The sequence below is a fragment of the Verrucomicrobiota bacterium genome, from assembly GCA_016871675.1.
GTDB lineage: Bacteria > Verrucomicrobiota > Verrucomicrobiia > Limisphaerales > VHCN01 > VHCN01.
Window position 1 is genome coordinate 21,872 of sequence record VHCN01000007.1, and the last position, 17,715, is coordinate 39,586.

13 protein-coding genes are annotated in these 17,715 nt (G+C 64.6%); 5 read left to right on the plus strand and 8 right to left on the minus strand.

The window, feature by feature from the left end; translation table 11 throughout:
- The 3 genes from FJ386_02875 to FJ386_02885 all read right to left on the minus strand — a co-directional run bounded on the left by FJ386_02875 (position 1) and on the right by FJ386_02885 (position 2,499).
- Positions 1-459: a PaaI family thioesterase gene (locus FJ386_02875; protein ID MBM3875646.1), complete on the minus strand. Its 459-nt coding sequence runs from the start codon at positions 457-459 to the stop codon at positions 1-3.
- Positions 460-558: 99 nt separating this feature from the next.
- On the minus strand, positions 559-1,470 hold the full coding sequence (locus FJ386_02880) for a hypothetical protein (protein ID MBM3875647.1): 912 nt from the start codon (positions 1,468-1,470) through the stop codon (positions 559-561).
- A gap of 69 nt (positions 1,471-1,539) precedes the next feature.
- The gene (locus tag FJ386_02885) at positions 1,540-2,499 is read right to left on the minus strand and encodes a DUF1559 domain-containing protein (protein MBM3875648.1); all 960 of its coding nucleotides are present in this window, start codon (positions 2,497-2,499) and stop codon (positions 1,540-1,542) included.
- Between the two features lie 926 nt (positions 2,500-3,425).
- Between FJ386_02885 and FJ386_02890 the strand changes: the two genes are divergently transcribed.
- Positions 3,426-6,929 carry a pyruvate carboxylase gene (locus FJ386_02890; GenBank protein MBM3875649.1) on the plus strand — a complete coding sequence of 1,168 codons (3,504 nt, stop codon included), beginning with the start codon at positions 3,426-3,428 and terminating at the stop codon, positions 6,927-6,929.
- 110 nt (positions 6,930-7,039) lie between these two features.
- Here the strand turns inward: FJ386_02890 and FJ386_02895 are convergent, their stop codons facing one another.
- Positions 7,040-7,342 carry an HPr family phosphocarrier protein gene (locus tag FJ386_02895; GenBank protein ID MBM3875650.1) on the minus strand — a complete coding sequence of 101 codons (303 nt, stop codon included), beginning with the start codon at positions 7,340-7,342 and terminating at the stop codon, positions 7,040-7,042.
- Between the two features lie 61 nt (positions 7,343-7,403).
- A complete protein-coding gene (locus tag FJ386_02900) occupies positions 7,404-8,339 on the minus strand; it encodes a glycerophosphodiester phosphodiesterase (GenBank protein MBM3875651.1) in 936 nt (311 codons plus the stop codon).
- Between the two features lie 142 nt (positions 8,340-8,481).
- Between FJ386_02900 and xylA the strand changes: the two genes are divergently transcribed.
- Positions 8,482-9,789, plus strand: a complete 1,308-nt coding sequence (xylA, locus tag FJ386_02905; GenBank protein ID MBM3875652.1) for a xylose isomerase — start codon at positions 8,482-8,484, stop codon at positions 9,787-9,789.
- Positions 9,790-9,880: 91 nt separating this feature from the next.
- Positions 9,881-11,251 (plus strand): cytochrome c, encoded by a 1,371-nt coding sequence (locus FJ386_02910; GenBank protein ID MBM3875653.1) that lies wholly within the window; start codon positions 9,881-9,883, stop codon positions 11,249-11,251.
- On the opposite strand, the gene FJ386_02915 is transcribed toward FJ386_02910, so the two are convergent.
- Both FJ386_02915 and FJ386_02920 read right to left on the minus strand, forming a co-directional pair.
- The gene (locus FJ386_02915) at positions 11,248-12,678 is read right to left on the minus strand and encodes an adenosylhomocysteinase (protein MBM3875654.1); all 1,431 of its coding nucleotides are present in this window, start codon (positions 12,676-12,678) and stop codon (positions 11,248-11,250) included. The two genes, FJ386_02910 and FJ386_02915, sit on opposite strands and share 4 nt — an antisense overlap.
- 96 nt (positions 12,679-12,774) lie before the next feature.
- Positions 12,775-13,959: a methionine adenosyltransferase gene (locus tag FJ386_02920; protein ID MBM3875655.1), complete on the minus strand. Its 1,185-nt coding sequence runs from the start codon at positions 13,957-13,959 to the stop codon at positions 12,775-12,777.
- 134 nt (positions 13,960-14,093) lie between these two features.
- Here FJ386_02920 and FJ386_02925 point away from each other — a divergent pair, with 134 nt between their 5' ends.
- Positions 14,094-14,441 (plus strand): hypothetical protein, encoded by a 348-nt coding sequence (locus FJ386_02925; protein ID MBM3875656.1) that lies wholly within the window; start codon positions 14,094-14,096, stop codon positions 14,439-14,441.
- Between the two features lie 6 nt (positions 14,442-14,447).
- Here the strand turns inward: FJ386_02925 and FJ386_02930 are convergent, their stop codons facing one another.
- Positions 14,448-17,117, minus strand: a complete 2,670-nt coding sequence (locus FJ386_02930; GenBank protein MBM3875657.1) for a glucosidase — start codon at positions 17,115-17,117, stop codon at positions 14,448-14,450.
- A gap of 84 nt (positions 17,118-17,201) precedes the next feature.
- On the opposite strand from FJ386_02930, the gene FJ386_02935 reads away from it, so the two are divergent.
- Positions 17,202-17,687: a YajQ family cyclic di-GMP-binding protein gene (locus tag FJ386_02935; protein MBM3875658.1), complete on the plus strand. Its 486-nt coding sequence runs from the start codon at positions 17,202-17,204 to the stop codon at positions 17,685-17,687.
- Positions 17,688-17,715 lie beyond the last annotated feature (28 nt).

The window sequence follows — 17,715 nt, forward strand, 5'->3', positions numbered from 1 at the left end:
TCAGCGGAACGCACGGAAGTCTCCGATCAACTCCGTTCGCATTTCGGCCTCCACGTCGGGTTTCATCGGAAGATACTTCCCAGTAGCACTCGCCAGCAGCGCGCCCGACTCATCGCGAACTTCGCCCCGGGCTTCGAACAGCCGGCCACGCCCATCCGACACGAGTTCGGCGGTTGCAACCACGGGCTTACCCGGTTGCGCCGTCGCCGAGAAACGCACAGTCATCTCGGCACAGTAGGCGAAGCGTTTCGTCTGCACACCGCACGCCCACACCATGATTTCGTCGAGCAGCGTCGCGAGGATGCCGCCGTGGACCGTCTGCTTGAACCCGATGTGCTCCGCGCGCGGCGTGAACTGCGTGCGCACCACGCGCCCATCCGTCTCGAACTTCAGCCCGAGCCCAAGCGGATTCGCCTCGCCGCAGACGAAGCATGAGAGCGTGTGAGGGAGTGTTTGCATCGCGCAGGTTGCTGCGCGGCCGGTTCGAGAGTCGAGATTGAAGTGGCACCGCCGTTCGCTTCGAGCCGATGCTTGATACGGCCCGCCGCCGACTTCTGCTTACTTCCCGGCTTTGGAGCGGGAGGAAGAATCACCGCTTCCCGTCAACGGGTTCTCGATGCCTTCGCGTCTCGCAACCTCGGGCGCAATGCCCCACAGCGCGGTCGCAGATGCCACTCGGACGACTTCTTCGCTGGAACGAACGGTCTTGAGCAACTCAGGGGTTGCGGGCGCTGCGAGCGGCCCAAAGTCGCGCAGTCCCGTGATGGCACCGATCCGGACGTCTGTCGTCGCGTGATCGAGCAACCGCAGAAGGGCTGGAACGACGCGGTCGGCATCTGCGCCGATTTTCCCGAGCGCGCCCGCTGCGGCGATGATGGTGGGAGCGTTAGTGGATCCCAATGCGTTCAACAAAACTGGAAGGGCGGGCGCGTCCGAAGGCCGGAGCGACAGGATCGCGCTCGAAGCGGCCGCCCGGATGCGAGGTTGATCCGATGACACTGCTTGCACGACAGCCGTGACACCGTCGGGGCCCAGGCGCACCATCGCCATCGAGGCCACGGGCGCGTTTTCGGGAGATGCGAGCACGGGCAAGAGCAACGGGAGTGCAGCCGACGCGTTCGTCCCGAGCGCGCTGAAGGCGCCAACAGCGTAGGACCTTCGTGTGGCGGGGAGAGTGTCCGCCAAACTTGGGAGAGAGTGAGGAGCCAGATTGTTGGGTGTTTTTGTCGGACCCGGAACCGCTCCGGCCTTGGATTCGAGGAGGGCGACAAGTGTTGGAAATGCGTTTGTGCCCGAACGACGCAGTTGGTCAAGCGCACGATTCTTCCGCAGCTCATCAGTGGAATTCAGATCCTTGAGAATCTCACCGATGGGCCTTCCCTCCAGGCTCAGTTCGCTTTGGCTCGGACGGCAGGCGGCGAGGCAGAGGAGAAGCGAGAGGAGCGAAAGAGGTAGCCGGCGCATGTTCATGGGGCGTGCGCAAGTCACACCACTTGCGTGAAACTGTCAACTCGGCACGCGGTTCGGCGGGGCAGGGGACTAATCACCGGGGAGCACGGTCCACATCCCGCTCTGGTTGGTGATGTTCTGGTTGATCCGGCCCAGAGTCTCCTCGCGTTTGAGAATCTGCACATGGCCGTCGAGGAACATGTAGTTGAAGCGGCCATTGTGATACCGGTAGAACTCGGCATCACGTGCGGTGGGGAAGACGTTTTGAAAGCTCGAGTTCGAAGTCTCGCACGGACTGTTTGCGTAGCCATCACCAACGATGTTGGAGTTCTGGATTCGTTCGGTCAGGGCAATCGTGCCGCTCTGGTCCCCAAGCGTGGACAAGCGAAAGTTTTCCACGCCCTGCGGGTTGGCGCCTGCGTTTGCTGGCGTGGTCGTTGGCCAGTTGATTCCAGGCCGCAAGATCGTCGCCCCAAATGTGTTGTCCCAATTCAGGCCGATGCCGCACGGATTGCCCGGGCCGGGAGGCCAGTCGGCGGCTTGCGGACCTACGCCGTTGAAAATCCACGCCTGCATTCGGTGCTTCGGCATTGTGTAGCTTCGGCGCGCAGGAACGGCGGGGTCCGTGGCGAAAACCGCGATGACCTCGACTTTGTCCGTCGGGCATCGCAGCATTTTGGGCACCTTGCGACCCGGGGTAAACTCGTCGTTGAATTCTAGCGTCGTCATGTCCACCGCAAGGTAGCGAGCGATAAGGTCGTCCCAAGTCCATTCCGAATAGCCCTTGGGATGCCCACCGACGAGTGCAAGCGAGGAATAGGGAAACTTGTCATCCATGTCGCTGACGTAAAGGTGTATGGCCAGGCCCATCTGCCGCAAGTTTCCCTGACAGACGGCGGCTTGCCCCTTGGCCTTGGCCTTGGCCAGCGCCGGCAGCAGCATCCCCGCCAGAATTGCTATGATCGCAATGACGACGAGGAGTTCGATGAGGGTGAACCCGTCCCGACGAACGGATTCCATTCTCGGATTGGAGGTCATGGTGTCGTTCATTGGAGAATCGTGGATTGTGAGCACTGGTCTGGATGCAATCGCTATTGTTTCGAAAGCTTCACTTCCTTCGTGTTTTCATCGATGACGTATTGATAACCCGCAGGCGGCGGAGGGACGCTGCGGACGAGTCCGGCAGCCGCGAGGGCGTTGATGGAGTCGGGCAACAACCCAAACTTCTGCTGAAACGCCTCCACAGCACGTGTCAGTGCTGGCAAGTCAATGGGCTGTTGGGGCGCGGGAGCCTTGCGTGGCTGGCTCGAACTCGACGATGGGGCGCTACCGCCATCGCCCCCTCCCCGGCCTCGAGGGGCCGCATTCGGACTATCGCTCACCGGTTTCGGTTGCGATGCGCCCAAAGAAGTTGGCGGCGGGACGTAGGTGAGTGTCTTGTTTCCCTTTGGTTCCTTCGGCGTGGAAGACTGCGTGGGCACCGCCTCCGGTTGGCTCGAAGGTGCCGCCGAGGTCACGGCGGACGCTGGTGGAGCCGCAAGCGCAGGCTTTGCCGCCAGTTCAGGAGCCGGCGCAGGAGCCGGCGGCTTCCGGCACGAAATTGACACGGCGCAACCAAGCGAACAAATGAAGGCTGCAATGCGCATCGAATAATGGGTTGGTTGACCGATTACTACTAAGGGAGGTTCCTCGGGTCAAACTCATTCCTTCAGTGCAAGCGAATTCGCGCCGCTGCGGCCAAGGCACAAGCGCGCGTAGGGCAGCGGCTTCCTTCGCCGATGTTCGGCGCGCGGCGCAGCCGAGTCGAGACCGGTGCCCTGCGCGAGGATGGACGCGCGCGCTGCCCGGGATTGACGCGTGGAGGGATCCTGCCACGAGTCGGCCGGTGAATCGACCGCCGCACCCGCGGGCTGCGCGAATCCGCGACGACTTCTCTTTGCATCCCGCGCACCCTGTTCTATAACCCTCCGGCCAACATGAGTTCCGGCAGACCTGTCACCGAAGCTGCGGCCCTCGCCGCGACCGCGTTCACGCCGCCGCGGCCCAGGAAGCTTCTCGTCGCCAACCGCAGCGAGATCGCCATCCGCATTTTCCGCGCCGCCACGGAGCTCGGCTTGCAGACGGTCGCCATCTATGCGCAGGAAGACCGTCTCGGCATCCATCGCTTCAAGGCGGACGAAGCCTACCAGGTCGGCGCGGGCAAGGGCCCCGTCGGCGCGTATCTCGACATCGAGGGCATCGTCGCGCTCGCCAAGGAACGCGGCGTGGACCTCATCCATCCCGGTTACGGGTTCCTCTCCGAGAACGCGGACTTCGCCGACGCGTGCGCGAAGGCTGGCATCACCTTCGTCGGACCGCGGCCCGAGTTGCTCCGGCTCATGGGCGACAAGACGGCCGCGCGCGGGCTCGCCAAGACAATCGGCGTGCCCACGTTGCCGGGCACCGAGGAGCCGGTCGAGGACCGCGACGAGGCGCTGCGCATCGCGAAGGAGATCGGCTTCCCGCTCATCATCAAAGCCGCGTTCGGCGGCGGCGGGCGCGGGATGCGCGTGGTGCACAAGGCCGCCGACCTCGCGGACCTGCTCGACGAGGCGCGCGGCGAAGCGGGCCGCGCGTTCGGCAATCCCGCCGTCTTCCTCGAGAGATACATCCCGCGCGCCAAGCACATCGAGGTGCAGATCCTCGGCGACCGCCACGGCAACGTGCTCCACCTCCACGAGCGCGACTGCTCCGTGCAGCGCCGTCACCAAAAGGTCGTCGAGATCGCGCCGAGCATCGGGCTCGATGATCATGTGCGCCGCGAGTTGTGCCTCGCCGCCGTCCGCATGGCGAAGGAAGTCCGCTACGACAACGCGGGCACCATCGAGTTCCTGTTCGACCTCGACCGCAACGAATGGTTCTTCATCGAGATGAACCCGCGCATCCAGGTCGAGCACACGGTCACCGAGGTCATCACGGGCATTGACCTCGTGCGTTCGCAGATTCTCGTCGCTCAAAACCACGCGCTGCACGGCACAGAACTCGACCTCCCGCCACAGGAGGACGTGCCGCGGATGGGCTTCGCCGTGCAATGCCGCGTCACGACCGAGGACCCGGAGAACAAGTTCACGCCCGACTACGGCAAGATTCTCACCTATCGGTCGGCGGCGGGCTTCGGCATCCGTCTCGACGGGGGCATGGGCGACTCGGGCAGCCTCATCACGCCGTTCTACGATTCGCTGCTCGTGAAGATCACCGCCTCGGGGCGCTCGTTCCCGATCGCGTTGCAGCGCATGGACCGCGCGCTGCGCGAGTTCCGCATCCGCGGCGTCAAGACCAACATCCCGTTCCTCGAAAACGTCATCGCGAACGACGCCTTCCGCACCGGCGCCGCGACGACCGCGCTGCTGGACACCACGCCCGCGCTGTTCACGTTCAAGGTCCGCCGCGACCGCGCCACGCGCCTGCTCAACTTCCTCGGCAACGTCATCGTCAACGGCAACCCGCACGCGAAAGGCTGCAAGCCCGGCGGCCCGCTGCCCGCCGCGCGGCCGCCAGAGTGGGACCACAAGCAGCCGCCACCCGACGGCACGCGCGACCTGTTGCGCAAGCTCGGCGCGCGGAAGTTCGCCGAGTGGACGCGCGAGCAGAAGCGCCTGCTCGTCACCGACACCACGTTCCGCGACGCGCACCAGTCGCTGCTCGCCACGCGCGTGCGCAGCTTCGACATGCTCGCCGCCTCGGACGCCATCGCGCGGCGCACGCCGGGATTGTTTTCGCTGGAGATGTGGGGCGGCGCGACGTTCGACACCGCGATGCGCTTCCTGCACGAGGACCCATGGGAGCGCCTGCGCCAGTTGCGCGCGCGCATCCCGAACATCTGCTTCCAGATGCTCTTCCGCGGCAGCAACGCCGTCGGCTACTCGAACTATCCCGACAACGTCGTCGCCGGTTTCGTGAAGCACGCGGCCGCATCCGGCATTGATATCTTCCGCATCTTCGACTCGCTCAACTACACGCCCAACCTCCGGGTCGCGATGGAGGCCGTACAGGAAACGCACGCCGTCTGCGAAGCCGCCGTCTGCTACACCGGCGACATCCTCGACCCCAGGCGCGACAAGTATCCGCTCAAGTATTACGTCAACCTCGCGCGCGAACTCGGGAAGATGGGGGCGCACATCATCGCCATCAAGGACATGGCGGGACTCTGCCGGCCTTACGCCGCCTACAAACTGGTCAAGGCGCTCCGCGAGGAAGTCGCGCTGCCCGTGCACTTCCACACGCACGACACCAGCGGCATCAACTCCGCGTCCATCCTGCGCGCGAGCGACGCGGGCGTGGACGTGGTGGACCTCGCGCTCGCCTCGATGAGCGGCAGCACGAGCCAGCCCAACTTGAACTCCACCGTCGCCGCGCTCCAGCGCACGCCGCGCGACACCCGGATCGACCTCGCCGCGCTCAACGAGTTCTCCGACTACTGGGACGAAGTGCGCGAGTTCTACAAACCCTTCGACACCGCGCCCCGCAGCGGCAGCGCCGAGGTGTATCTGCACGAGATGCCCGGCGGCCAATACACCAACCTCAAGGAACAGGCCGCGAGCATGGGCCTCGCGCACCGCTGGCACGAAATCGCCCGCACCTACGCCGAGGTCAACCAGCTCTTCGGCGACATCGTCAAGGTCACCCCCTCCTCCAAGGTCGTCGGCGACATGACCATGTTCCTCATCACCCGCGGCATCAAGCCCGCCGACGTGGTGAACCTCGAGCCCGGCTCCGTGCCGTTCCCGGCCAGCGTGATAGACATGATGCACGGCGGCCTCGGCCAGCCGATGGGCGGATGGCCCGAGCGCGTGCAGAAGGTCGTCCTCGGCAACAAACGCCCCCTTCACGGCCGCCCCGGCGAAGACCTCGCCCCGCTGAACTTGAAGAAGACCCGCGACGAACTCGGCGCAAAGCTCAAGCGCGACGCCACCGACGACGACCTTTACTCCCACCTCATGTATCCCGAAGTCTTCGCCGACTTCGCGAAAATCCAGCGCGACTACGGCGACGTGGGCCTCCTTCCCACGCCCGCCTTCTTCTACGGCCTCAAGCCCGGCGAGGAAGTCTCCGTGAACATCGAGCAGGGCAAGACCCTTTTCATCAAGCTCATCAACATCGGCGGGCCGGACAAGGACGGCACGCGCACGCTGACCTTCGAGCTCAACGGCATCTCGCGCGAGGCGGCCATCGCCGACAAGGCGGTGCAGCCCAAGGCCAAGGCCCGCGTGAAGGCCGACCCCGCCGACCCGCTGCACGTCGGCGCGCCCATGCCCGGCGTCATCACCTCGCTCGCCGTCGGCGTCGGCGCGAAGGTGGCGAAGGGCGACAAGCTGCTCACCCTCGAGGCGATGAAAATGCAGACCACCCTCTACGCCAACGCCGGCGGCGTGGTGGAAGAAATCGCCGCCCAAGTCGGCGACACCGTGGAGAGCAAGGACCTGCTCGTGCGGCTGCGGTAATCTCCGCTCCTTATCCTAATCCTACTCATGATCTTCATCCGCCTTCGCCGGATGAGATTAGGATTTCGATGAACATCTCGCTGAAGAGGAGCCGTGCGGCGCGCCGTCCCTCACTCTTCCTCGAACTTCCGAACGAAGAGCGCCTCGATCTCGCGCAGGGCGGGCTCGGCATCGGAGCCCTTGGCCTCGACCTGGAGCTTGCTGCCGGGGCCGGCGGCGAGCATGAGCAGGCCCATGATGCTCTTGCCGTTGACCTTCTCGCCGTCCTTCTCCACGAAGATGTCGCACTGGTAGCGGTTGGCGATCTTCACGAACATCGCCGCGGGCCGCGCGTGGATGCCGACCTTGTTGGCCACGACGACTTCCTTGATGGCGATGACTTCGGTGTTGGCGGTTCGCTTCGTCGCGCTCATGTCTCGCGCCGGATGATGGGTCAAGCCGGAATGACTGCAAAGGATTTTTCGACTCAAGCCGCTAGGGTCGTGGCAATCCCAACTGCTCGCGCAGCCAGCCGGGGCGGTTGGTGGTGATGCCGTCCGCGCCGGCGTCGAGGAACTGTCGCGCGGTCGCCACGTCGTCAACCGTCCAGACGTAGAACTTCAGCCCGGCGGCGTGTGTCTTGCGGACCCACGAGGCGTCGGCCGGGCCTTTGTAGCTGATGTTGATGCCGTCGAGCTTGGCGCCCTTCGCGCGCGCGATGAGTTCGTCGAGCACCGGCGTCCACGCCTTCGTGGCCTTGTCCTGCTTGAAGCTGGAGAGGAAGAGGACGGGGATGTCCGGCCACAGCGCCCTGGCTTGCGCGCAGACGTCGAACTTGAAGCTGATGATGACGAGTTGCGCGTGCGGGGTGCCGGCGGATTTGAGCACGCGTCCGAGTTCGGGCAGCGCTTCGACGCCGCACTTGATCTCGATGACGAGCCGTCGGCCGCGCGGGAGGATCGCGAGCGTTTCCTCGAGTGTCGGGAGTTTTTCGCCCTTCCACCGCGGGTCCTTCCACGAGCCGGCGTCGAGGGCGCGCAAGTCGGCAAGGGAGGTCTTGGACGCGACCTTCGCGACGCCGGTGGTGCGCTTGGTGTCTTCGTCGTGAAGGCAGATGATGCGGCCGTCTTGAGTGAGCCAGATGTCGAGCTCGACGGCGTCGGCGTGCTGCTCCCAGCCGAGCTTGAACGCGGCGAGCGTGTTCTCCGGGGCGTCGTGCGACGCGCCGCGGTGCGCGATGATGTCCGCGCCGGCGGCGGCGAGCGCCAGGCCCAGGAACAAGACAAGGAGAGACCGGTGCAAAATGTGCAGCGTCGAGGCTGCACCCCGACTGACCGTGCCAGATCCCTCGGAAAGTCCGGTCAAAGGCCGGACACTACGCCGACGCAAGATGGACTTTGCAGGGGTCTCAAGGAGTGGCAGTGGGTTCATGTTCGCGCGAGCGTGCATGGCAGCGGGGCGGCATTCAAGCTTGCCGCACGGTGGCGTTTCCACTAGCAATCCCGTCGCTCGGCGCCCGCGCGTCGGACCCTTGCAACCCGGTAACAATCCAACTCCGCACCCCAGCACCGCCATGCCCGCATTCCCCGACATCGGCCGCATCCAATACGAAGGTCCCGCCTCGAAGAATCCGCTCGCCTACAAGTGGTATGACGCCACCGAGGTCATCGAGGGCAGGACGATGGCCGAGCACCTGCGCTTCTCCGTGGTGTATTGGCACACGATGCGCGGCGGCGGCGCGGACATGTTCGGCGGGCCGACCGCGCAGCGCGCGTGGAACTATGGCGAATGCACCACCGCGCAGGCGCAGCACCGGGCGAGGTGCTTCTTCGAGTTCGTCGGGAAACTCGGCGCGCCTTACTACGCCTTCCACGACCGGGACGTGGCTTCGCACGGCAAGACGCTGCGCGAGTCGAACAAAAACCTCGACGCCGTCGTGAAGGTGATGAAGCAGGAGCAGAAGCGCACCGGCATCAAGCTGCTTTGGGGCACGGCGCAACTGTTCGTCCACCCGCGCTACATGCACGGCGCGGCGACGAGTTGCAACGCGGACGTGTTCGCCTACGCCGCCGCGCAGGTGAAGAAGGCGCTCGAAGTCACGCACGAACTCGGAGGCGAAGGCTACACCTTCTGGGGCGGACGCGAAGGCTACTCGACGCTCTGGAACACGGACATGAAGCGGGAGCTCGAGCATCTCGCCAAGTTCCTCCACATGGCCGTGGCCTACAAAAAGGAAATCGGCTTCAAGGGCCAGTTCTACATCGAGCCGAAGCCCAAGGAACCCACCAAGCACCAATACGACTCCGACGCCGCCGCGTGCCTGAACTTCCTCCGCGAATACGACCTGATGGGGCACCTCAAGCTGAACCTGGAGACCAACCACGCCACGCTCGCCGGCCACTCCATGCAGCACGAGCTGGAAGTCGCGGGCGCGGCGGGCGCGCTGGGCAGCATTGATGCGAACACCGGCGATTTGATGCTCGGTTGGGACACCGACCAATTCCCGACCGACATTTACCTCACCACGCAGTGCATGTTGAGCATCCTGAAATACGGCGGCTTCAGCACCGGCGGCGTGAACTTCGATGCCAAGGTCCGCCGCGAGAGCTTCGAGCCCGTGGACCTCTTCCACGCGCACATCGGTGGCATGGACGCCTTCGCTCGCGGCCTGAAAATCGCCGCCGCCATCCGCGCCGACGGCCGCCTCGACGCCTTCGTGAAGAACCGCTACCGCACCTGGGACAGCGGCATCGGCCGCGAGATCGAGAAGGGGAGGGCGAACTTCAAGTCCCTGGAAAAATACACGCTCGCCCGCGGCGAACCTGCGAACGAAAGCGGCCGGCAGGAGTTTCTCGAGAACTTGATCAACGAGTTCATCTGAGGCGGCAGTGCCCCGCACGCAGCGGTGGATCGCCGAGGCTCGATTTGAGTCTTTCTACAGCAACACACGTTCATCTAAGCTAGCGTTCGACATGACATCCAAGTCCAGACGCGCCGGATTGCTTCTTAGTGCGATGCTCGCGCTGCAGACTGCGGGCGCGGGCCGGGTCGCAGGCGCGGAGGCGGTGACTTACTTCGGGGATGTGGAAAGGATATTCCGCAATCATTGCGTGGAATGCCACCGGGTCGGCGGCAACGCGCCGTTCGCGCTCGTGTCGTTCGAGGACGTGCGGCGGAAGGCGAAGACCATTCGCGAAGTGGTCGAGAAGCGCATCATGCCGCCGTGGGGTGCGAGTCCGCAGCACGGGGCCTTTGTCAATGACCCGTCGCTCACGGCCAAGGACATCGCCAAGCTGGGGCGTTGGATCGAGGGTGGCATGGAGCGCGGCGATGCGGCGCGCGCCCTGCCGCCGCCGCCGCCGGGGGCCGAATGGCAGATCGGGACACCCGACGTGATCTTTGAGACTGAACCGGTCGAAGTCCCCGGCGAAGGACCGGTGCCGTATCGATACGTGCGCCTGCCGACCAACCTGCGTGAAGACCGGTGGGTCGAGGCGACTCAAATCCTCTCCACATCGCCGGAGATCGTTCATCACGTTCTTGTCTTCATTGAAAGGGCGGCACCACCCGCGCCGGGCGTGACCCGGCCATGGACACCTCCATTTGACCCGACCCGCCTGCTCGAAGGTTCTGAACCCGGCGAGGCATGGAAATGGATCGCCAAGTTTCAAGACCACCTAAAGGACTTGCAAGTGGGCGGCGGCGGCGGCCTCAATGGCAGCTTTGCTACTTCGCTCTCCGGTGGTCGTGGCATGAACTTCCCGCCAGGTCGCGCCAAGCTCCTTCCCGCCGGAGCCACCCTGACGTTTCAGATTCATTACACGCCCGTCGGGACGAAGCGTGAATCCAAGACGCGCATCGGCCTGCGCTTCGCCAAGGCCCCGCCGCGCGAGCCGTTGGATTCCCGTTCACTGGCCACGGTCGCCTTCACGATCCCGCCCGGCGCGAAGTCGCACGAGGTCAAGGCTACAAAAGTCCTGCCGCGCGACGCGTTGCTCGTTTCATTGCGTCCGCACATGCACCTTCGCGGGAAATCCTTCCGCTTCATCGCCGAGCAACCGGACGGGCGGGAGGAAATCCTGCTCGATGTTCCGAAGTGGAATTTCGAGTGGCAGGTCGAATACATCCTCGCCAAACCGAAGCTGCTGCCGCGCGGCACGCGACTGCGCGCCCACGCCACTTACGACAACAGCTCAGGGAACCCGGCCAACCCGGACCCGACGAAGGAGGTTTTCTTTGGACTCCAGAGCCACGAGGAAATGATGATCGGCTACTACGAAGTCGTGTGGGGACCGGACCCGCGGGCCGCGTCTGCCAAAGGCGCGGTGCGCCCTGCGCCCTAGTAGCGGTAGTGCTCCGGCTTGTAGGGACCTTCGACCGGCACGCCGAGGTAGTCGGCCTGTTTCTTGGTGAGCTTCGTCAGCTTCACGCCGATGCGCTCGAGGTGCAGGCGGGCGACTTCTTCGTCGAGATGCTTGGGCAGGCGATACACGCCGACTTTGTTCGTGTCGTGGTTCTTCCACAGGTCCAATTGCGCGAGGCATTGGTTGGTGAAGCTGTTGCTCATCACGAAGCTCGGATGGCCGGTGGCGCAGCCGAGATTCACTAGACGGCCTTCGGCGAGCAGATAAATCGTGCGGCCGTTCGGCAGCGCGTATTTGTCATACTGCGGCTTCACGTTGATGCGCTTCACGCCTTTCAACGTGTTGAGCTTGTCCACCTGAATCTCGTTGTCGAAGTGGCCGATGTTACACACGATCGCCTGGTCCTTCATCTTGAGGATGTGATCGAGCGTGATGACGTCGCAATTGCCGGTGGTCGTCACGTAGATGTCGCCCGTGCCGAGCGTGTCTTCGAGCGTGGTGACTTCGAAACCTTCCATCGCGGCTTGCAGCGCGTTGATGGGGTCAATCTCGGTGACGATGACGCGCGCGCCGAATCCGCGGAGCGAATGCGCGCTGCCCTTGCCGACGTCGCCGTAGCCGCAGACGACCGCGACCTTGCCGGCGATCATCACGTCGGTGGCGCGCTTGATGCCGTCCGCAAGCGATTCGCGGCAGCCGTAGAGGTTGTCGAACTTGGACTTGGTGACGGAGTCGTTGACGTTGATGGCGGGCACGAGAAGCTTGCCCTGCTCCAACATCTGGTAAAGGCGATGCACGCCGGTGGTCGTTTCTTCGGAAACGCCTTTCCAGTCTTTCACGACTTCGTGCCAGAAACCGTGGCGTTCCTTTGCGACGCGCTTGAGCAGCGCCTTGATGACGGCGACTTCGTGGTTGTCGCTCGGCGTGTTGACCCAGGTGTCGCCGTTTTCGAGTTCGTAGCCTTTGTGGATGAGCAGCGTGGCGTCGCCGCCATCGTCCACGATGAGTTGCGGGCCTTTATTGCCGGGATGCGTCAGCGCGGCGAGGGTGAAGTTCCAATACTCTTCGAGCGTTTCGCCCTTGTGCGCGAACACGGGCGTGCCGGCTTTGGCGATCGCGGCGGCGGCATGGTCTTGCGTGCTAAAAATGTTGCAACTGGCCCAGCGCACGGACGCGCCGAGTTCCTTCAGCGTCTCGATGAGAATCGCCGTCTCGATGGTCATGTGCAGCGAACCGGTGATGCGCACGCCGTTAAGCGGCTTCTGCGGGCCGTATTTCTTGCGAATGGCCATGAGGCCGGGCATCTCGTGCTCGCAAACTTCGATGGTTTTGCGGCCCCACTCGGCGAGCGAGACGTCACGGACGGAGTAATCCGGGGCGGCTGGCGCGATGGGAGAAGAACTCATATCGGTCGTGGTTGCGGGTTTCGTGCGCGGGCGGGGGGCGGTGAGTGTGGGCATGGTTCGTAATGAGTAACGAGTGATGCGTAAAAGGTGAGGCGACTACTTTACAGCTCGCTTCAAGGCCGCAGCCTTGTCATGGCGCTCCCACGTGATGCTGGCGAGGTCGTCGACCTTGCCGAAATGGCCGTAGTTGGTGGTCTTGCCGTAGATCGGGCGCAGCAGGTTGAGTTGCTTCACGATGTCCGCGGGCTTGAAGCTGAACACGGCGCACACGGCCTTCTCGATCTGCTCGTCCGTCAGGCCACTCTGCGCGGTGCCGAAGGTGTTGATGCACACGCTGACCGGTTCGGGATGGCCGATGGCGTAGGCGAACTGAATCTCCGCGCTCGTCGCGAGGCCCGCGGCGACGATGTTCTTCGCCACGTAACGGCCCATGTAGGCCGCGCTGCGGTCCACCTTGCTCGGGTCCTTGCCGCTGAAGGCGCCGCCGCCGTGCCGCCCCATGCCGCCGTAGCTGTCCACGATGATCTTGCGGCCGGTCAAACCGGTGTCTCCCTGCGGCCCGCCGACGACGAACCGGCCCGTCGGGTTGATGAGGAACTGCGTGCGCTTCGTGAGCAGGCGCTTCGGCAGCGTCTTCGTGATGACCGCGTCGATGCAGAATTCCTTGATCGTCCTGTGCTTCACGTCCGCGCTGTGTTGCGTGGAGATGACCACGTTGGTGATCTCGACGGGTTGATCGTTCACGTAGCGGACGGACACCTGCGATTTCGCATCGGGCCGGAGCCACTTCACCGCGCCGGCCTTGCGCAACCGCGTCAGCTCGCGGCCGAGCTGGTGGGCGAACATGATCGGCGCGGGCATCAACTCCGGCGTCTCGTTGCACGCGTAGCCGAACATCAACCCCTGGTCGCCTGCGCCCTGCTCGGCGTGCGCCTTGCCCTCGGCGGCCTTCGCGTCCACGCCCTGCGCGATGTCGGGCGACTGCGACGTGACGGCGTTCATGATGAGCACCTTGTCGGCGTGGAAGACGTCGTCGTCGTGCGTGTAGCCGATGCCGCGGATGGCGTCGCGGGCGATCTGGTTGAAGTCCAGCTTGGCCTTCGTGGTGATCTCGCCGCCGACGACGACGAGGTTGGACTTCGCGTAAGTCTCGCACGCCACGCGGCTGAATTTGTCCTGCGCGAGGCAGGCGTCCAGCACGGCGTCGGAGATCGTGTCGCAAACCTTGTCCGGGTGGCCTTCGCCGACCGATTCCGAGGAGAAAATGTAGTTTTTGCTCATTCAGTTGAGGGTGGGCGATGAAGGGGCGCGGGCCGCGACGACAAACACCGTGCGAAGATACGGACGGCAAGGGGAGCGTCAACGTTGAATTGGCCGCAGGAAAGAGTTGAAACGCGCCACACCCACGGGGTTTGATGGCGCGCGGCAACCGGCAGGCAGGGAGCAGTCCCGGCCGCCGCCGCGCCGAACCAATGACACCGGACCACATCCTCTGGACTTACATCGTGCTGCTCATCGCGGGCGGGTTGGTGGGCTGGCTCAAGGCTGGCAGCAAGGCGTCCATCATCGCGTCGGTTGCGTGCGCCGTGCCGCTCGTGCTCGGGCTGCTCCTCAAGTGGCCCAACGCCATCATGGCCGCGCTGCTCGGCGTGCTCGCCCTGTTCTTCGCGGTGCGGACGATGAAGTCCAGGAAGTTGATGCCCTCGGGGCTGATGCTCCTCCTCACGCTCGTCACGCTCCTCCTCCGGTCGGTGCTGAAGTAGCGGGTGCTACTTCCTCCACTCATCAATCAGGCAGGCGACGAGGGCGGTCCATCCGGTCTGGTGCGAGGCGCCCAAGCCCGCTCCGGTGTCGGCGTGGAAGTATTCGTAGAAGAGCAGGTGGTCGCGCCAGTGCGGGTCGTCCTGGAACTTCTTGGCGCGGCCGAACACGGGGCGGCGTCCGCCGGCGTCGCGGGTGAACAGGCGGAGCATCCGCTCGGCGAAGCCGCGGGCCATCTCGTCGAGGTTGATCGGGGCGTCGCCGGGGCAGCCTTCGATCTCGAACTTGCCGCGGTAGGCTTTGCTCAACTTGCGCAGGGACTCGATCATCATGAAGCTGGTGGGGAACCAGATGGGGCCGCGCCAGTTGGAGTTGCCGCCCTTGAGCTTCACCACGGATTCGCCGGGTTCGTAGCCGATCCATTTGTGGCCGAAGTGAAACGGCTTCTCCTCGTGGACGCGTGAGAGGCTGCGCAGGCCGAAGTCGCCGCGGAATTCGCCGGGGTTCCACACGGCGCGCAGGAGCCGCGCGAGCTGTTCGGGCTTCATCACGGCGAGCACGTGCACGGTGTCGCCGTTGTCCTCGATGGTCGTGACGCATTTCTCGACGAGGTCGGCGCGGTGGGTGAGGAACCAGTGGAGGTTGTTGCGGAAGTCGTGGAAGGGTTGGATCCATTTTTCCTCGAGCCGCTCGATGGCGAACATGGGGATGAGGCCGACGAGCGAGCGCACGCGGAACTTGTCGTGGGTGCCGTCGGGATGGCTGAGCACGTCGTAGAAGAAACCGTCCTCCTCGTCCCACAACTGGTAGCCGCGCCTGCCCATGCGCTTCATCGCGGAGCCGACATAGACGAAGTGCTCGAAGAATTTCGTGGCGAGGGATTCATAGACCTTGTTCTCGCGCGCGAGTTCGAGCGCGATGCGCATCATGTTCTGGCAGAACATCCCCATCCAGCCGGAGCCGTCGGCCTGCTGCAGCACGGTGCCGTCGGGGAGTTTCTCGCTGCGGTCCACCACGGTGATGTTGTCGAGGCCGAGGAAGCCGCCCTCGAAGACGTTGTTGCCGTCGGCGTCCACCTTGTTGACCCACCACGTGAAGTTGACGAGGAGCTTGTGGAAGCAGCGCTCCAGCCACGCGCGGTCGGCCTTGCCGCTGCGGATGCGGTCCATGTTGAAGACGCGCCACACGGCCCACGCGTGGACGGGCGGGTTCATGTCGCCGAATTCCCATTCGTAGGCGGGGATCTGCCCGCTTGGGTGCTGGAACTGCTCGAAGAGGAGCAGCCAGAGCTGGTGCTTGGCAAACTCCGGGTCCACCAGCGCGCACGGGACGGCCTGGAACGCGAGATCCCACGCGGCGAACCACGGATACTCCCACTTGTCGGGCATCGAGAGGATGCGCCGCGAGTTGAGGTGCTGCCAGTGGGCGTTGCGGACGTGCTTGCGCGACTCCGGCGGCGGCCACGCGGGGTTGTCGCCGTGAAGCCACTCATGGACGTCGAAGAGGTAAATCTGCTTGCTCCACATCAACCCCGCGAGCGCCTGCCGCTGGATGCGCCGCTCGTCCTCGGTGGCTTTCGCGGGATGCACGGCGGCGAAGAACTCGTCCGCCTCGGCCTCGCGCGCGGCGAAGATGGCGTCCACATCGAGCGGCGCGGCGGGTTTCTGGTCGGTCAGGCGGAAGCACATCGTCACTGAACCACCGGCAGGGATGACCTGCTCGTAGTGAACACACGCCTTGGTGCCGGTGCGCTCCGGGTTCACGCAGGCTTCGCCGTGGATGACGTGGCGGTGAAACGCGTCCTTGGTGAACTCGCTGCGGCTCTGCACGCCGGGTCCGAAGACGCGCGCGGCGTTCGTCTCGTTGTTCGTAAAGAGCGGCGTGCCACCCGGCGGCGCGTGAAAGAAGCGCCCGCCCACGCGATACTCGAACGAGAGATTCCGGAGCGTGCGGCAGCCGGAGTCGTCGGCGCGCAGCGTGAGGTGCTTCTTGCGCGACTTCTCCAGCGAGATGACGGGCTCGTTGCGCGGCTCGGCGAACCAGGCCCAGCGGTTGCGGAACCACAGGTGCGGCAGCACGTGCAGCGGCGCGGCATCGGGCCCGCGGTTGTGCGCGGTGATGCGGATGCAGAGGTCTTCCGGCGACGCCTTCGCGAACTCGACGAACACGTCGAAGTAGCGGTCTTCGTCGAACACGCCGGTATCGAGCAGCTCGAACTCGGGCTCGGCCGGCCCGCGCCGCCGGTTCTCCTCGATGAGCCGCGCGTAGGGGAACTCCGCCTGCGGATACTTGTAGAGCATGCGCATGTAGGAGTGCGTCGGCGTCGAGTCGAGGTGGAAGTAATACTCCTTCACGTCCTCGCCGTGGTTGCCCTCGTGCGGCGTGAGGCCGAAGAAACGCTCCTTGAGGATCGGGTCGCGGCCGTTCCACAACGCGAGGCCGAAGCACAGGATCTGGTAGCGGTCGCACACGCCGGCGATGGCGTCCTCGCCCCAGCGGTAGGCCTTCGAGCGGGCGAGGTCGTGCGGGAGGAAGTTCCACGCGTCGCCGTCGGCGCTGTAATCCTCGCGCACCGTGCCCCACGAGCGGTCGCTCACATACGGACCCCACCGGCGCCACGGATGCACGGGGCCGGTCCGCGCTTCGTGCAGGCGCTGATGTTCACGCGTCTCGCTCATGCGGCGGGGGATGCTGGTCCAACCGCGCGTCATGCGCCGAGCTTTTTCTTTCCCGCGCGCCGCCGGTTCCGCTACGGTTCCGCCATGCCGTCATTCGACATCGTCTCCGAAGTGAACTCGATGGAGATTGAGAACGCCGTGAACCAGGCGAAGAAGGAGCTGGCGAACCGCTTCGACTTCAAGGGCAGCACCGCCGCAATCGCGCTGGAGAAAAACGACATCAAGCTCTCGGCCGAGACGGACTTCCGCGTGCGCTCGATGGTCGAGATGGTGCGCACGCGGCTTGCCAAGCGCGGCGTGAGCCCGAAGAACATTGACGAGGGCAAGCCGGACATCTCGCCGCTCGGCCACGCGCGGCAGGTCATGAAGATCAAGCAGGGCATCGCGCCTGATGCGGCCAAGCAGATCGCGCAGTTCGTCCGCGACACCAAGCTCAAGGTCAGCGCCGCCATCGAGGGCGAGAAACTCCGCGTCACCGGCAAGAGCCGCGACGACCTGCAAGCCGTCATCGCCGCCGTGCGCACGAAGGAATTCCCCGTGGCCCTCAGCTTTGTGAACTTTCGGGATTGAGCCAATGAAGCGCGCGGGATTCGAGATC

Bases quoted from the DNA above. Each gene is read 5' to 3' on its own strand.
- FJ386_02930 (MBM3875657.1), bottom strand. From the start codon at position 17,117: ATGAGCGAGACGCGTGAACATCAGCGCCTGCACGAAGCGCGGACCGGC.
- FJ386_02915 (MBM3875654.1), bottom strand. From the start codon at position 12,678: ATGAGTTCTTCTCCCATCGCGCCAGCCGCCCCGGATTACTCCGTCCGT.
- FJ386_02920 (MBM3875655.1), bottom strand. From the start codon at position 13,959: ATGAGCAAAAACTACATTTTCTCCTCGGAATCGGTCGGCGAAGGCCAC.
- FJ386_02875 (MBM3875646.1), bottom strand. From the start codon at position 459: ATGCAAACACTCCCTCACACGCTCTCATGCTTCGTCTGCGGCGAGGCG.
- FJ386_02910 (MBM3875653.1), top strand. From the start codon at position 9,881: ATGACATCCAAGTCCAGACGCGCCGGATTGCTTCTTAGTGCGATGCTC.
- FJ386_02895 (MBM3875650.1), bottom strand. From the start codon at position 7,342: ATGAGCGCGACGAAGCGAACCGCCAACACCGAAGTCATCGCCATCAAG.
- FJ386_02900 (MBM3875651.1), bottom strand. From the start codon at position 8,339: ATGAACCCACTGCCACTCCTTGAGACCCCTGCAAAGTCCATCTTGCGT.
- FJ386_02885 (MBM3875648.1), bottom strand. From the start codon at position 2,499: ATGAACGACACCATGACCTCCAATCCGAGAATGGAATCCGTTCGTCGG.
- FJ386_02880 (MBM3875647.1), bottom strand. From the start codon at position 1,470: ATGAACATGCGCCGGCTACCTCTTTCGCTCCTCTCGCTTCTCCTCTGC.
- FJ386_02935 (MBM3875658.1), top strand. From the start codon at position 17,202: ATGCCGTCATTCGACATCGTCTCCGAAGTGAACTCGATGGAGATTGAG.
- FJ386_02890 (MBM3875649.1), top strand. From the start codon at position 3,426: ATGAGTTCCGGCAGACCTGTCACCGAAGCTGCGGCCCTCGCCGCGACC.
- FJ386_02925 (MBM3875656.1), top strand. From the start codon at position 14,094: ATGGCGCGCGGCAACCGGCAGGCAGGGAGCAGTCCCGGCCGCCGCCGC.
- xylA (MBM3875652.1), top strand. From the start codon at position 8,482: ATGCCCGCATTCCCCGACATCGGCCGCATCCAATACGAAGGTCCCGCC.